The 13,787-nt window shown below is 70.5% G+C and carries 15 protein-coding genes; 1 reads left to right on the top strand and 14 read right to left on the bottom strand.

Features of this window, described 5'->3' with window-relative positions:
* Nucleotides 1-25: 25 nt before the first annotated feature.
* Complete coding sequence (locus AB0M87_RS08640) at nucleotides 26-691, bottom strand: hypothetical protein (RefSeq protein ID WP_365851168.1); 666 nt, start codon at nucleotides 689-691, stop codon at nucleotides 26-28.
* A gap of 247 nt (nucleotides 692-938) precedes the next feature.
* On the opposite strand from AB0M87_RS08640, the gene AB0M87_RS08635 reads away from it, so the two are divergent.
* A complete protein-coding gene (locus AB0M87_RS08635; protein ID WP_365851167.1) occupies nucleotides 939-1,991 on the top strand; it encodes a 2-dehydropantoate 2-reductase N-terminal domain-containing protein in 1,053 nt (350 codons plus the stop codon).
* On the opposite strand, the gene AB0M87_RS08630 is transcribed toward AB0M87_RS08635, so the two are convergent.
* The 13 genes from AB0M87_RS08630 to AB0M87_RS08570 form a co-directional block, all read right to left on the bottom strand.
* Nucleotides 1,946-2,695 carry a sirohydrochlorin chelatase gene (locus AB0M87_RS08630; protein ID WP_365851166.1) on the bottom strand — a complete coding sequence of 250 codons (750 nt, stop codon included), beginning with the start codon at nucleotides 2,693-2,695 and terminating at the stop codon, nucleotides 1,946-1,948. The genes AB0M87_RS08635 and AB0M87_RS08630 overlap by 46 nt on opposite strands.
* 8 nt (nucleotides 2,696-2,703) lie before the next feature.
* A complete protein-coding gene (locus AB0M87_RS08625) occupies nucleotides 2,704-3,582 on the bottom strand; it encodes an ABC transporter permease (RefSeq protein ID WP_365851165.1) in 879 nt (292 codons plus the stop codon).
* Complete coding sequence (locus AB0M87_RS08620) at nucleotides 3,569-4,357, bottom strand: ABC transporter ATP-binding protein (RefSeq protein ID WP_365851164.1); 789 nt, start codon at nucleotides 4,355-4,357, stop codon at nucleotides 3,569-3,571. Before AB0M87_RS08620 ends, AB0M87_RS08625 begins: the two co-directional genes overlap by 14 nt.
* Before the next feature lie 37 nt (nucleotides 4,358-4,394).
* Nucleotides 4,395-5,522, bottom strand: a complete 1,128-nt coding sequence (locus tag AB0M87_RS08615) for an aliphatic sulfonate ABC transporter substrate-binding protein (RefSeq protein ID WP_365851163.1) — start codon at nucleotides 5,520-5,522, stop codon at nucleotides 4,395-4,397.
* A gap of 238 nt (nucleotides 5,523-5,760) precedes the next feature.
* Entirely contained in the window at nucleotides 5,761-7,116 is a 1,356-nt protein-coding gene (locus AB0M87_RS08610; protein ID WP_365851162.1) for a GTP-binding protein, read from the bottom strand.
* A complete protein-coding gene (gene cysD, locus AB0M87_RS08605) occupies nucleotides 7,117-8,079 on the bottom strand; it encodes a sulfate adenylyltransferase subunit CysD (protein WP_365851161.1) in 963 nt (320 codons plus the stop codon). It abuts the gene before it with no gap.
* A complete protein-coding gene (gene cysC / locus AB0M87_RS08600; RefSeq protein ID WP_365851160.1) occupies nucleotides 8,076-8,654 on the bottom strand; it encodes an adenylyl-sulfate kinase in 579 nt (192 codons plus the stop codon). Before cysC ends, cysD begins: the two co-directional genes overlap by 4 nt.
* Nucleotides 8,654-9,355, bottom strand: coding sequence for a phosphoadenylyl-sulfate reductase (locus tag AB0M87_RS08595; protein WP_365851159.1), 702 nt, complete (start codon nucleotides 9,353-9,355; stop codon nucleotides 8,654-8,656). Before AB0M87_RS08595 ends, cysC begins: the two co-directional genes overlap by 1 nt.
* The gene (locus AB0M87_RS08590) at nucleotides 9,352-9,540 is read right to left on the bottom strand and encodes a hypothetical protein (RefSeq protein ID WP_365851158.1); all 189 of its coding nucleotides are present in this window, start codon (nucleotides 9,538-9,540) and stop codon (nucleotides 9,352-9,354) included. Before AB0M87_RS08590 ends, AB0M87_RS08595 begins: the two co-directional genes overlap by 4 nt.
* Nucleotides 9,537-11,234, bottom strand: a complete 1,698-nt coding sequence (locus AB0M87_RS08585) for a nitrite/sulfite reductase (RefSeq protein ID WP_365851157.1) — start codon at nucleotides 11,232-11,234, stop codon at nucleotides 9,537-9,539. Before AB0M87_RS08585 ends, AB0M87_RS08590 begins: the two co-directional genes overlap by 4 nt.
* 173 nt (nucleotides 11,235-11,407) lie before the next feature.
* Nucleotides 11,408-11,491 (bottom strand): putative leader peptide, encoded by an 84-nt coding sequence (locus AB0M87_RS08580; RefSeq protein ID WP_365851468.1) that lies wholly within the window; start codon nucleotides 11,489-11,491, stop codon nucleotides 11,408-11,410.
* Between the two features lie 125 nt (nucleotides 11,492-11,616).
* Nucleotides 11,617-12,186 (bottom strand): GNAT family N-acetyltransferase, encoded by a 570-nt coding sequence (locus AB0M87_RS08575; RefSeq protein ID WP_365851156.1) that lies wholly within the window; start codon nucleotides 12,184-12,186, stop codon nucleotides 11,617-11,619.
* Nucleotides 12,187-12,234: 48 nt separating this feature from the next.
* On the bottom strand, nucleotides 12,235-13,524 hold the full coding sequence (locus tag AB0M87_RS08570) for a GAF domain-containing protein (protein WP_365851155.1): 1,290 nt from the start codon (nucleotides 13,522-13,524) through the stop codon (nucleotides 12,235-12,237).
* Between the last annotated feature and the right edge of the window lie 263 nt (nucleotides 13,525-13,787).

The following is a 13,787-nucleotide window of genomic DNA, read 5'->3' as shown; positions in this document are numbered from 1 at the left end:
TCCCCGTCGGCGGCGGTAGGGCGGGTTACGCCGCACCATGGGCGCGGCGGCGGGCACGGCGGACGAAGATCAGTCCGGCTGCTCCGAGCGCACCTGTGACGAGCAGCGGTCCGACGGGCGAGCCGCTGTCAGCGGTGTTCTGGATGTCGGGAACACCGCCGCCGCCGGCGTGCACCGCGCCGGACGGCCGGCCGTTGTCGTCGGCCTGCCACTCGTGGTCGCCGCCGGCCTGCCACTGGGGCCTGTCGTCGTGCCCCGGGTCGTGGGTGCCGGTCTGCGGGCAGTCGACCTTGAAGCTCTTCGGGACGGCGCCGGGGGCGGTCCAGGTGAGCTGGTACTGGCCGTTGGGGAGGGCAAGGTTCGTGGTGGTCCCCGTGCCGTTCAGCACCGGCAGGCTGCTCACCAGGGAGGGCAGGTTCGGGTTCGGCGGGGCCGGCTTGATCGTCCAGGGGATCGTCGCCAGATCCGGTGCGAAGTTGGACGCGGCCAAATTGAATCTGCAGACCGTGGTCTCGTCCCGGGTGTCGGACGCGCTGGTACCTGGCTTGTGGATGCGTAGCTCACCGCTGTCGCCGGGAGCGGCAGCAGCGGACGTCGCTCCCACCAGAGAGATCCCCGTGAGTGCCAGAGCGGCGAGAGCAGCCATGCCCGTGCGGATGACGGGGGAGTGGGTGGAGGAGGTGGTGATCACGCGGGGCTCCTTCAAGCCGAGATGATTGTCGTACAAATCACTGCTATCTGACTGCATGTCATAAGCACGGCCAAAAGCGAAGGAAGCGGGACGCACCTTCCACGAAAAGGACCCATTCGGCCCAGCTGAGGTTCGCGCCGCCCCTCCGAGTGCCGGGTTCGCGCTGACCGGGCCGACCTATGCTGGACGCGTGCCGGTCTCTTCCCGGTCGGCTCCCCTGACCTGCTGACACAGCTATGGAGTCGCGGTGCGCCACATCATCATCGGAGCGGGAGCCGTCGGCGGCGCCATCGGCGGCAGGCTGGCGGAGAGTGGCAGCGACGTGCTCCTGGTGGCCCGTGGCGCCCACTACGAGGCACTGCGCGACCATGGCCTGCGGCTGGTGACCCCGCAGGGCACCCGCACCCACCGGCTGCCGGTGGCCGAGGGCCCGGAAGCGGTCGAGCTGCGCGCCGGCGACGTCCTGGTCCTCACCGTGAAGACCCAGGACAGCATCGCCGCCCTGGACGCCTGGGCCCCGCGCGAGGTGGCCGGTACCGATGGCGCCACCGCGGGTGAGGTACTGCCGCTGGTCTGCGCGCAGAACGGCGTCGAGAGCGAACGGCTGGCCCTGCGGCGCTTCAGCCGGGTGTACGGCATGTGTGTCTGGCTGCCCGCGCACTTCCTGGAACCGGGGGTGGTCGTGGCCGCCTGTGCCCCGCTCAGCGGACTGCTGCACATCGGCCGCTACCCGGCGGGCATGGATGAGACCGCCCGGAACATTGCCGGGGCACTGGAGAAGGCACCCTTCGAGGCGCCGGTCGTCCCGGACGTGATGCGCTGGAAGTACGCCAAACTCCTGGCCAACCTGGGCAACGCACTGGGGGCGGTGTGCGGGACGGCCGGAGCCGACGCCCGGGCAGAGCTCCTGGATCGGGCCGTGGCCGAGGGACGGGCCGCCTTCGCGGCAGCCGGTATCGAGGCCGTGAGCGACGAGGAACAGCGGGAAGCCCGCGGGCACAAGGTCGATCCGCAGCCGCTGGAAGGGCATCCGCGTGGCGGCGGCTCCTCCTGGCAGAGCCTCAGCAGGGGTACCGGCACGATCGAGACCGACTACCTCAACGGCGAGATCGTGCTGATCGGCCGGGCGCACGGTGTTCCCACCCCGGTCAACGCGGAGTTGCAACGGGTGGCCGGCGAGTTCGCGCGTGATCGGCGGCCCGCGGGCTCGATGCCGTTCGGGGAACTGGCCGCGCGGGTGCGCGGTCCGGTGTCTCAGGCGGTCATCGCGAGCGGCAGCGCCGCGCGCGACTCGTCGTAGCGGGTGAGCAGGACCCGCGCCAGTTCCGCCGAGGGGCCGAGCACCGCGGCCAGTACGTCGGCGCCCGCCGCCCTCGCGCCCGCTTCGATGCGGTCGGGGAGGCGGCCCGGCGCGATGACGTACGGGGCCACCGCGACACGGTCGACGCCGGTCGACCGCAACTCCCGTACCACGTCGTCGGTACGGGGCAGAGCAGCGGAGGCGAACGCAGGCCGCACGGCGCACCAACCGGTGTGCCGCAGCTCCCGCGCAATTTCAGCGATCACTGCGATCGCCTCCGGGTCCGTGGAGCCCGCCGAGGCCAGTACCAGCCCGGTCGAGCGTTTGTGGGAGGGGCTGAGCCCCGCCTCGTACAGCCGCCGCTCCAGCGCCGTCAGCAGCAGCGGTGCGGGGCCGAGTACCTCTGCCTGACGGATCCGCAGCCGGGGACGAGCCTGGCGCAGCACGGCGGGGATGTCCGACTTCGCATGGAAGGCGCGGTTCAGCAGCAGCGGCAGCGCCACCACGTCCCGGACGCCCTCCGCGGCCAGCCGGTCCAGTACCTGCGGGACCGCGGGGGCGTTGAACTCCAGGAAGCCGGTCTCCACCCGCACCCCGGGCCGCAGCGACCGCACGCGCCGGGTGAGCGCGTGCACGGTCGCCGCGTGCCGGGGATCGCGGCTGCCGTGGGCGATGACCAGCAGCACCGGACGGGGGTCGTACATGGCGTGTCTCAGCTCCTGACCAGCAGGCCGCGGCTACGCAGCACCCGCCGTTCGAGCGGACTGAAGATGAGCAGGTCGATCGCGATGCCGACGATCAGGATCAGGAAGATGGCGAGGAAGACCATCGACATGCTGCTGGTCTCCCGACCCTGTTCGAGCAACTGGCCGAGGCCCACGCCCAGATCGGGTGACGAGGCGATGATCTCGGCCGCCATGAGCGAGCGCCAGGAGAAGGCCCAGCCCTGCTTCAGCCCCGCCAGGTAGCCCGGCAGCGAGGCGGGAAGCACCACATGCCAGGTGCCACGGAGGCCGGTGGCGCCCATCGTCCGGCCGGCCCGCAGGTAGAGCGGCGGCACCTGATCGACACCGGAGACCAGGCCGTTGGCGATGGAGGGGACCGCCCCCAGCAGGATCACCGCGTACATCATGGTGTCATTGAGCCCCAGCCAGATCACGGCCGGCGGCACCCACGCGACGGACGGCAGCGACTGCAGGCCCGACAGGATCGGGCCGATGGCCGCCCGTACGAACTTCACCCGTGCCACCAGCAGGCCCAGCGGTGTCCCGATGACCAGGGCCAGCAGGAAGCCGAGCAGACCGCGCGAGACGCTGGTCCAGATGTAACCGAGCAGGGTGCCCTGCAGCCAGGCGTCGGTCACTTCGCCCCACACCTGGGACGGCGACGGCAGCTTGTAGTCGTCGGTGACATGCGCCCAGATGAGGACCTGCCACACCAGCAGGACCAGCACCACCGCGATCACCGGCGGCAGCACCTTGCGCACCAGCACCTCGCGCACCGGCACTCGGTCGATCCGTACCGTGTCCAGGGCGTCCAGGCCCGCTTCGAGGCCGGCCAGTTCGTCGGCCTTGACGTCAGTGTTGGCCATGGCGGCGGATCTCCCCACGCAGTTGTTCAGTGATCTCCACCGAGAGCTCGGCCACCGCGGTGTCCTCGATCCGGCGCGGATGCGGAATGTCCACCGTCCACTCGTGGGCCACCCGGCCCGGACGCGAGGACAGCAGCACCACCCGCTCGGCCAGCCGCACCGCCTCCCGGACGTTGTGGGTGACGAAGAGGACGGACACGCTCGTCTCGCTCCAGATGCGGGTCAGCTCGTCGTGCAGCACGTCCCGGGTGATGGCGTCCAGCGCCGCGAACGGCTCGTCCATCAGCAGCAGTTGGCTGTCCTGTGCCAGCGCGCGGGCCAGCGCGACCCGCTGCCGCATGCCGCCGGACAGCTCGTGCACCCGCTTCCCGTACGCCCCGTCGAGGCGTACCAGGCCGAGCAGCCGCTCGGCCTCGCCGCGCCGGTCGGATTTCGGCGTGCCCCGCAGCCGCAGCGCCAGCTCGATGTTCTTGCCCGCGGTCAGCCACGGGAACAGCGCGTGCTCCTGGAACATCAGCGCGGGCCGGCCCCCCGGGGTCTCGATGGACCCCGTGGTCGGCCGGTCAAGACCGGCGACCAGGTTGAGCAGGGTGGACTTGCCGCATCCCGACGCCCCCAGCAGCGTGACGAACTCGCCGGGCGCGACATCGAGGGTGATGTCGTCCAGGACGAGCTGCTGCCCTGCGGGTCCGCCGAAGGACTTCGACACGTGCTCGATACGGGCCGCGTGCGTCACCGCGGTGCGGACGTCGGCCTTGGCGAGTGCGGTTGCCATGGTCGTCACCTCCTGGGAAACAGAACGGGGATACGGGTTACTTGACGCCGAGGCCGGCGTCGGGGACGGCGGGCCGTCCGGCGGCCTTGAGCACCTTGTTCAGCGGCTGCAGGTCGTAGATGCCCTCGAGGTCCGGCTTGTCGAGCAGACCGGCCCTGACCGCGTGCGCCGCCTCGGTGTTGAGGGTCGCCGCGAGCGGATCGTCGGTCGTCTCGATGGACTTCCACGCCGGGTCCAGGACATCGGCGGGCAGCCCCTTGCCGGAGAGCTTCTTCAGCGCCGCGTTGGCCGCCGCCTTCGCCTTCTCCGGATGGGCCTTGATCCAGGCGTTGGTCTTCACCGAGCCGCGCAGCACCGCCTCGACGACGTCGGGGTGCTCACCGAGGAACTTCTGCGACACCACGATGTTGGTGATCACGAACTTCTTGTCCGGCCACAGGCTGCTCTCGTCGAGCAGCACCTTCGCGCCCCGCTGGACCAGCCTCGAAGCGGTCGGCTCCGGCACCCAGGCCCCGTCGATGGAACCCGAGGAGTAGGCGTCCGGGGTCACCTTGTTGTCCGTACGGACCACGGAGACGTCACCCTTGCCGCTGTTCGCGTCGACCTTCCAGCCCCGGTCGGCGATCCAGTTGAGGAACGCGACGTCCTGCGTGTTGCCGAGCTGCGGGGTGGCGATCCTCTTGCCCTTGACGTCGGCCAGGGTCTTGATCTTCTTCGGGTTGACGACCAGCTTCACCCCGCCGGACGCGGAACCGCCGATGATCCGCAGGCTCTTGCCCTTGGACTGCGTGTAGGCGTTGATGGCCGGGGAGGGGCCGATCCAGCCGATGTCGATCGAGCCCGAGTTGAGCGCCTCGATCTCGGAAGGGCCCGCGCTGAAGGTCGATGCCCTGAGTTGTGTTCCGCCCAGTTCCTTCTGCAGCAGACCCTCTTGGTCGCCGACCAGCGCGGTGGCGTGCGTGAGGTTCGGGAAGTAGCCGACCCGCACCGTGTCGGCGGAGAGCTTCTTCGCCCCGGCGGCGACCTGCACCTTCCCCGTCTCGTCCTTGGCGGCCTGGGATCCGTAACCGCAGGCGGTCAGCGCCACGGCCAGCAGCGGGAGGGCGGCGGCGACGGCGAGGCTGCGGCGCAGCCGGCCAGGGCGTGGCGGGAGAGTGGCAGGCACGGGAGGTCTTCCTCTCGGTGGCCCGGGGCGGGGCGTCCGTCAGGGCGCGTCCGGGCAGTCGGCAGGTCTTCGTCGGTACGGGTACGGCGAGCGGGGCTTCCGGGCGCGCGGGCAGTGCGCGTACGTCAGCACGCACATCGCGCCACCCCGCCCTGCCCGCAGCCCAAGGCGCCACTGCCGATGCGGCCGCCCTCCTTCGCGAAGGTGCCGTAGATGTCGAAAATGTCGAGGGACACGACTAGAAGTCCCATCCCGCTTCGTCCTGCACCGACACCGCTTCGGCCACAGCCTCGGCCGTGACGGCGAAGGCGTCGCCCGCCATGCCGGCCGCCAGCGTGGTGCCGTCGGCCGGGTCGATCAGCAGGAAGGAACCGGTACGGCGGGAGTCGGCGTAGGCGTCGAGCGCGAGCGGCTCCGCGGTGCGGATGACGACCCGGCCGATGTCGTTGGCGATCAACTGCCCGGGGTCCGGGTGCTGGGAGAGGTCGTCGAGGGTCAGCCGCGAGGGAATGTCCTTGACGATCGCCTTGACCGTACGGGTGGTGTGCTTGAGCAGCACCCGCTGCCCCACCGCGAGCGCCGAGTCGGCCACATGGCAGACGGTCGCCAGGACGTCCTGCGTCGGTACCGGTGCGTCGCCGCTGGGTGCGATCAGATCGCCGCGCGAGATGTCCAGGTCGTCGGTGAGCCGCACGGTCACCGACTGCGGGGCCCAGGCGATGTCCGCGCTCTTCCCGAGCACGTCGATCGCGGCGATCGTGGACGTACGGCCGGAGGGCAGCACCGTCACGGCCTCGCCGACGCGCAGCGCGCCCGAGGCGATCTGGCCCGCGTAACCGCGGTAGTCGGGGTGCTCGGCGGTCTGCGGGCGGATGACGTACTGGACGGGGAACCGCGCATGGCAGTGGCTGAGATCGTGGCTGGAGGGCACCGTCTCCAGGTGCTCCAGGACGGTCGGACCGCCGTACCAGTCCATCCGGCCGGACGGCGTCACGACGTTGTCCCCGGCCAGCGCCGAGATCGGGATGGCGGTGATCTCCGGAACGCCCAGCGAGGCGGCGTACGCGGTGAACTCCTCGGCGATCGCGGCGAAGACGGGCTCCGCGTAGTCGACGAGGTCCATCTTGTTGACGGCGAGTACGACGTGCGGGACCCGCAGCAGCGCGGCGACCGCGGCGTGGCGGCGGGTCTGCTCGACGACCCCGTTGCGGGCGTCGACCAGCACCACGGCGAGCTCGGCGGTGGAGGCACCGGTCACCATGTTGCGGGTGTACTGCACATGGCCGGGGGTGTCGGCGAGGATGAACCGGCGGCGGGGGGTGGCGAAGTAGCGGTAGGCGACATCGATGGTGATGCCCTGCTCGCGCTCGGCACGCAGCCCGTCGGTGAGCAGAGCCAGGTCGGGGGTCTCCTGACCGCGGCCCGCCGAGGCCAGCTCCACCGCCTCGAGCTGATCCGTGAGGATCGACTTCGAGTCGTGCAGCAGCCGCCCGACCAGGGTGGACTTGCCGTCGTCGACGGAGCCCGCAGTGGCGAATCGCAGCAGCGTGGTGGCCGAGGACTCCTCGGCCGACTGGACGGTACGTGTGGTCATTTAGAAGTACCCCTCGCGCTTACGGTCTTCCATGGCGGCCTCGGACATCTTGTCGTCGGCGCGTGTCGCACCCCGCTCGGTGAGGCGGGAGGCGGTGATTTCGGTGATCACGGCGTCCAGGGTGGTGGCCCGGGAGTCGACGGCACCGGTGCAGGACATGTCGCCGACGGTGCGGTAACGGACCTGGCGGGTCTCGACGCTCTCCGTGTCCTTCGGGCCGCCCCACTCGCCTGCGGTCAGCCACATCCCGGAGCGCTTGAAGACCTCGCGCTCATGGGCGAAGTAGATCTCGGGAAGCTCGATCTGCTCGCGCTCGATGTACTGCCAGACGTCCAGCTCGGTCCAGTTGGAGATCGGGAAGACCCGCACGTGCTCGCCGGGCGCGTGGCGGCCGTTGTAGAGCTGCCACAGCTCGGGGCGCTGCCGGCGGGGGTCCCACTGGGAGAACTCGTCGCGGAGCGAGAACACCCGCTCCTTGGCGCGGGCCTTCTCCTCGTCGCGGCGTCCGCCGCCGAAGACCGCGTCGAAGCGCTCGGACTGGATCTTCTCGGTGAGCGGCAGGGTCTGCAGCGGGTTGCGGAGCCCGTCGGGCCGCTCGCGGAGCTTCCCGGCGTCGATGTACTCCTGCACCGAGGCGACGTGCAGCCGCAGTCCGTGCCGCTCGACGAGACGGTCGCGGATGGCGAGCACCTCGGGGAAGTTGTGCCCGGTGTCGACATGCAGCAGCGAGAAGGGCACGGCCGCGGGCGCGAACGCCTTCAGCGCGAGGTGCAGCATCAGGATGGAGTCCTTGCCGCCGGAGAAGAGGATCACCGGCCGCTCGAACTCGCCCGCGACCTCGCGGAAGATGTGCACCGCCTCGGACTCGAGCGCGTCCAGATGGCTGAGCGCGTACGGGCTGTCGGTGCCTTCGGCGCCTGCGGTGCCGTCAGTGGCAGTGGTGGCGGCGGGAACGGTCGTCATCGGGCGAGGCCCCTCTCGGTGAGCAGCGCATGGAGCGCGGCGGCGGACTCCTGCACGGTCTGCTGGTGCGACTCGATCCGCAGGTCCGGGTTCTCCGGCGCCTCGTACGGGTCGTCGACCCCGGTGAGCCCGGAGATCTCACCCGCCGCCTGCTTGGCGTACAGACCCTTCACGTCACGCTCCGAGCACACCTCGACCGGAGTGGCGACATGGACCTCCAGGTAGGCGGTGCCCGCCTGCTGGTGGCGCTTGCGGACCGCCTCGCGGCTGTCCGCGTAGGGGGCGATCACCGGGACCAGCGCCTTGACGCCGTGGGACGCCAGCAGTTCGGCGACGAAGCCGATCCGCTGGACGTTGGTGTGCCGGTCCTCGCGGGTGAAACCGAGACCGGCCGAGAGGAATGCGCGGATCTCGTCGCCGTCGAGCACCTCCACCCGGTGGCCCTGGCCGCGCAGCCGGTCCGCGAGTCCGTAGGCGATGGTGGTCTTGCCCGCGCTCGGCAGACCGGTGAGCCAGATGGTGGCTCCCTGGTCCGTCGTCATCTCGTTCTCCTCGTCCTTCTGAGCCGTGGTCATCAGCCGTGCAGTCCGCACTCGGTCTTGTTCCGTCCCGCCCAGCGGCCGGCCCGGGCGTCCTCGCCCTCCTCGACCCGGCGGGTGCAGGGCGCGCAGCCGATCGACGGGTAGCCGTCCATCAGCAGCGGGTTGGTGAGGACCCCGTGCTCGGCGACGTACGCGTCGACGTCGTCCTGCGTCCAGCGGGCGATGGGCGAGATCTTGACCTTCTGCCGCTTCTCGTCCCAGCCGACCACGGGGGTGTTCGCCCGGGTCGAGGACTCGTCGCGGCGCAGGCCGGTGGCCCACGCGCCGTAGTTCTTCAGCCCGTCCTCGAGCGGCTTGACCTTGCGCAGGGCGCAGCAGAGGTCGGGGTCGCGGTCGTGCAGCTTCGGCCCGTACTCGGCGTCCTGCTCCTCGACGGTCTGCCAGGGCAGCAGGGTGATGACGTTGACGTCCATCACCGCCGCCACGGCGTCCCTGGTGCCGATCGTCTCGGGGAAGTGGTAGCCGGTGTCGAGGAAGACGACGTCGACACCGGGGACGACGCGGGACGCGAGGTGTGCGACGACCGCGTCCTCCATGGAGGACGTCACGCAGAAACGCTTGCCGAAGGTGTCCGCGGCCCACTTGATGATCTCCAGCGGGGACGCGCCCTCGAGCTCGCGGCCGGCCCGCTCGGCGAGCGTTTTCGGATCGTCGGTCTCCAGAGTGTTCGTCATATCCCGTCCCCTTCAACGTCTTCCGCGGAGTTGCGCTGGAGCCCACGGGCCAGCAGCCCGAGGAACTTCAACTGGAATGCGCGATTGCATGCCGCGCATTCCCAGGCGCCGGGACCGCTTTCGTGGGGGCGCAGATCTTCGTCCCCGCAGTACGGGCAGAAGAACGGCGCGGCACGCTCGCTCACGAGAGCGCCTCGGCGGAGGCGCGCGCCGCCCAGGCGGCGAACCGCTCGCCGTCCGCACGCTCGGCCTGGAAACGCCTCAGCACCCGCTCGATGTAGTCCGGCAGCTCTGCCGATGTGACCTTCAGTCCGCGGACCTTGCGGCCGAAGGACGCTTCGAGACCGAGGGAACCACCGAGGTGGATCTGGTAGCCGCCCACCTGATTGCCGTCGGCGTCGGTGACCAGCTGGCCCTTGAGACCGATGTCGGCGGTCTGGATCCGGGCGCAGGCGTTGGGGCAGCCGTTGATGTTGATGGTGATCGGCTCTTCGAACTCCGGCAGGCGGCGCTCCAGTTCGTCGATGAGGTCGCTGCCGCGCTCCTTGGTCTCGACGATCGCCAGCTTGCAGAACTCGATCCCGGTGCACGCCATGGTGCCGCGCCGGAACGGCGACGGGGTGACCCGCAGGTCCATCGCCTCGAGGCGGTCGACCAGCGAGGTGACCCGGTCCTCCGGAACGTCCAGAATGATCAGCTTCTGCTCGACCGTGGTGGACACCCGGCCGGAGCCGTGCACCTCGGCGATCTCCGCGACCTTGGCGAGCTGCGAGCCGTCGAGCCGGCCGACCCGCGGGGCGAACCCGACGTAGAACCGGCCGTCCTTCTGCCGGTGCACGCCGATGTGGTCGCGCCACTGCTGGGTGGGCTGCTCGGGGGCCGGACCGTCGAGCAGCTTGCGGTGCAGGTACTCCTCCTCGAGCACCTGACGGAACTTCTCCGGTCCCCAGTCGGCGACCAGGAACTTCAGCCGCGCGCGGTTGCGGAGCCGGCGGTAACCGTAGTCGCGGAAGATGGAGCAGACACCGGCCCACACGTCGGGGACGTCGGCCTCCGGAACCCAGGCGCCGAGCCGCACGCCGAACTTCGGGTTGGTGGACAGGCCGCCGCCGACCCACAGGTCGAAGCCGGGGCCGTGGTCGGGGTGGACGACACCCACGAAGGAGACGTCGTTGATCTCGTGCGCCACGTCCAGCCGGGGCGACCCGGAGACCGCGGTCTTGAACTTCCGCGGCAGATTCGAGAACTGCGGGTCGCCGATGTAGCGGCGGGCGATCTCGTCCAGTGCGTGGCTGCCGTCGATGATCTCGTCCTCGGCCACCCCCGCCACCGGAGAGCCCAGCATGCCTCGCGGGGTGTCACCGCAGGCCTCCGTGGTGGAGAGCCCCACCGCCTCCAGCTTCTGCCAGATCGCCGGCACGTCCTCGATCCGGATCCAGTGCAGCTGGATGTTCTGCCGGTCGGTGATGTCCGCGGTGCCGCGCGCGTACGTCTCGGAGACCTCGCCTATGACGCGCAGCTGCTCGGTGGTGAGCCGGCCACCGGTGATCCGGACCCGGAGCATGAAGTACTCGTCGTCCAGCTCCTCGGGCTCCAGGAAGCCGGTACGGCCTCCGTCGATCCCGGGCTTGCGCTGGGTGTACAGACCCCACCAGCGCATCCGGCCGCGCAGATCCGCACCGTCGATCGAGTCGAAGCCGCGCTTGGAGTAGATCGTCTCAATGCGTGTCCGCACATTGAGACCGTCGTCGTCCTTCTTGGTCTGCTCGTTGCCGTTCAGCGGGGTGAAGTGCCCCAGGGCCCACTGGCCTTCACCACGGTGACGGCTCACCTTGCGGCGCGGCGTGGCTGAAGCAGGTGTTTCCGGACTGGCGGCCATGGTGGTTGGTCCTTCTGTGGCGGCTCATGGGGGCAACGGATCAGGCGGAAGGTACCCCTGTGACCTGCCCGTTCATGGCAGGACACGGCGGCTGCGGGGTGCGTGGACCCAGTGGGATACTTCGCGCGTCCGCAACGACGGGGACGGCGGTGGAACGACGTGGCTGGTGTGGATCAGCGCGCCGGACAGATGGCGCTGGACATGCGGCCGAGGTCGACGTGGCGTCGACTAATCAAGGCAATTCCAGTTCCAGACATGACGGAAGCGTGTCACGACGGTCTCGTGCCAGTCCACCACTATCCACTATATGGACGAGATGGTCCCGAATCGCGAGACGGTGTGGTCTTGGTCACGCGGGAAGCGGGCGGGGGCCGCCTCCGCGTCACACCCCTGACCCCGGCCAGGGGCCCGGAGTCTCGACCTCCGCTTCTTCTTCCGTCTCGGTCCTGAAGAGCCGGAAGCCGCGGCGCAGGTAGTTGTCCATCGCGTAGCGCCCGTCCTTGCTGCAGGTGTGCACCCAGACCCGCTTCGTCGCGGGCCGTGCCGGCGTGCGGTCGGCCAGGTCCCAGGCCCGCTGGACACCGTAGGTCAGCAGGTGGCCGCCGATCCGGCGGCCCCGGAAGGCAGGGAGCAGCCCGAAGTACATGATCTCCACGGCGCCGTCATCGTGCGGTGCGAGCTCCACGAAGCCGGCCGGAGTGCCCCGGTCGTAGGCCACCCAGGTCTCCGTGCCCGGCAGGTCCAGCAGTTCCTGCCACTGCGCGTACGACCATCCGAGCCGGTCGGTCCAGCGGATGTCACCGCCGACCGAGGCGTAGAGGAACCGGCTGAACTCGGGCGACGCGACCTCGGCCCGGACGATCCGGATGTCGCCATCCGGCTCGGCGGCCGACCGCAGATCGTCGGGCGAGGTCTGTTCCAGGTACCAGGTGGTCACGGTGACGGTGCTCATGGAAGCCAGGCAATCATGCGGGGCCCCGGAACGTCACGGCGGCCGGCGTCAGCCCGGGGGCGGGCCCTGCCTGCGTACTGCGGGGGCGGTCGAGTGCGGAAGCAGATCCGCCGGGTGCTCGGGGCGGATCACCCGGACCTCCACCCCCTCGGTGAAACGGTACGGACGGTGCGCGAGCACCTCGGCCAGCCGGCGGCGGACCCGCGACATCTCAGCGCGCACCGTCACCGTCCGCGTCGGATCGTCGAACAGGTCGCCGGCCAGCTCGGCGGCCGTACGGCCCTCGGGATGCAGGCTCAATACGTACAGCAGCTCCGCGTGGCGCGGTGTCAGCTCCTGCGTCCAGTCACCCGCCGGCCCCGAGACGGTCACCGACCAGCGCCGCCGGCCACTCAGGTCGAGCACCACCTGCCCGGCCTGTACCCCGTCATCCGCCCTGTCGTCGTCCACCCGGATCAGCCAGCCGCCGGGCAACTGCTCCACCGCGCACATGCCCAGCGACGGCAGCCACATCCGGCCCGCGGCGAAGGACTTGGGCAACGGCAGCCGGCCGACGGGGGGCATCCCGGTCACCGCTGCCGGCCAGCCGTAGACGTCCACCGCGAGGGCCCGGCCGCCCACCCGGCTCAGGATCGGCGACGCCACCGAGCGGAGCCTGTCGACCGAGGCCAGATGCCGGTTGCGCAGCTCCGCGGCGGCCAGCCGGGCCACCGAATCGACCAGCGCCAGCAAGGACGGGTGGAACGACGAGTCGGGCCCGCTGACATCGATCACGCCGAGCAGCCGCCCGTCCCGCGGGTCATGGACGGGCGCGGCCGAACAGGTCCAGTGGTGCAGGGTACGGATGAAGTGTTCGGCCGAGTGCACCTGCACGGGTCGGCCGGCCGCCAGCACGGTGCCGATCGCGTTGGTGCCCGCTGACTCCTCGTTCCAGGCGGCGCCCTCCTGCAAGTGGATGCCGTTGGCCCGGCGGATGACCGCCTTGTTGCCGTCGCGCCACAGCACCCGGCCCTCGTCGTCGGTGACGACCACGATCTGCCTCGAGGCGTCGGCGGCCGAGCGCAGCCCCTCGCTGAGCGCCGGCAGCACCTCGCCCAGCGGGGTGGCTCTGCGACGGTGCTCCAGATCCTCCCGGCGCAGCAGTGCGCTGCTGGTGCCCCCGTCGGGGTCGACGCCGATCCGCAGCATCCGCTGCCAGGAGGCATCGATGACGGGACGCGGCGCCGCACCGGAGCGGTCACCCGACAGCGCAGCTTCATACTGGCCGTGCAGGACGCGCGCCGTCTCCCGGGTGTGCGGGGCGGTCGGACCAGCGGCGTTCGCGGCTCCGGTCCTCATGAGGTCTCCCGGCTTCCTTCTGGACAGCTTCCTTCCGGGCGGCTTCTTTCCGGGGCGGCTTCCTTGGGGATGGTGCGCGGACCGTCGAGGTGCCGTGGTTCATGGTGCATCCCCGACGGCCGCGATGCACGGCACTCGGCAGATCCGGTCCGGCCGTTTTCCGTCCGCTCCGGTCCGCGTCCTGCCGTCCGAAACCGTCTGCAACCGTCTGCAACCCTCGCGCCCGGACGGCCGGTTGGACGAGCCTGGGTCACCAGCCGGGG

This window comes from Streptomyces sp. NPDC051320, assembly GCF_040682175.1.
In the GTDB taxonomy this organism is placed as follows: domain Bacteria; phylum Actinomycetota; class Actinomycetes; order Streptomycetales; family Streptomycetaceae; genus Streptomyces.
Note: the sequence above shows the minus strand (reverse complement) of the source record. Positions and strands in the feature narration are given on the sequence as shown.

Excerpts from the sequence above, each read along its gene's own strand:
- AB0M87_RS08570 (WP_365851155.1), bottom strand. The coding sequence starts at position 13,524 with ATGAGGACCGGAGCCGCGAACGCCGCTGGTCCGACCGCCCCGCACACC.
- cysC (WP_365851160.1), bottom strand. The coding sequence starts at position 8,654 with ATGACCACGGCTCAGAAGGACGAGGAGAACGAGATGACGACGGACCAG.
- cysD (WP_365851161.1), bottom strand. The coding sequence starts at position 8,079 with ATGACGACCGTTCCCGCCGCCACCACTGCCACTGACGGCACCGCAGGC.
- AB0M87_RS08610 (WP_365851162.1), bottom strand. The coding sequence starts at position 7,116 with ATGACCACACGTACCGTCCAGTCGGCCGAGGAGTCCTCGGCCACCACG.
- AB0M87_RS08585 (WP_365851157.1), bottom strand. The coding sequence starts at position 11,234 with ATGGCCGCCAGTCCGGAAACACCTGCTTCAGCCACGCCGCGCCGCAAG.
- AB0M87_RS08575 (WP_365851156.1), bottom strand. The coding sequence starts at position 12,186 with ATGAGCACCGTCACCGTGACCACCTGGTACCTGGAACAGACCTCGCCC.
- AB0M87_RS08595 (WP_365851159.1), bottom strand. The coding sequence starts at position 9,355 with ATGACGAACACTCTGGAGACCGACGATCCGAAAACGCTCGCCGAGCGG.
- AB0M87_RS08620 (WP_365851164.1), bottom strand. The coding sequence starts at position 4,357 with ATGGCAACCGCACTCGCCAAGGCCGACGTCCGCACCGCGGTGACGCAC.
- AB0M87_RS08580 (WP_365851468.1), bottom strand. The coding sequence starts at position 11,491 with ATGTCTGGAACTGGAATTGCCTTGATTAGTCGACGCCACGTCGACCTC.
- AB0M87_RS08630 (WP_365851166.1), bottom strand. The coding sequence starts at position 2,695 with ATGTACGACCCCCGTCCGGTGCTGCTGGTCATCGCCCACGGCAGCCGC.
- AB0M87_RS08625 (WP_365851165.1), bottom strand. The coding sequence starts at position 3,582 with ATGGCCAACACTGACGTCAAGGCCGACGAACTGGCCGGCCTCGAAGCG.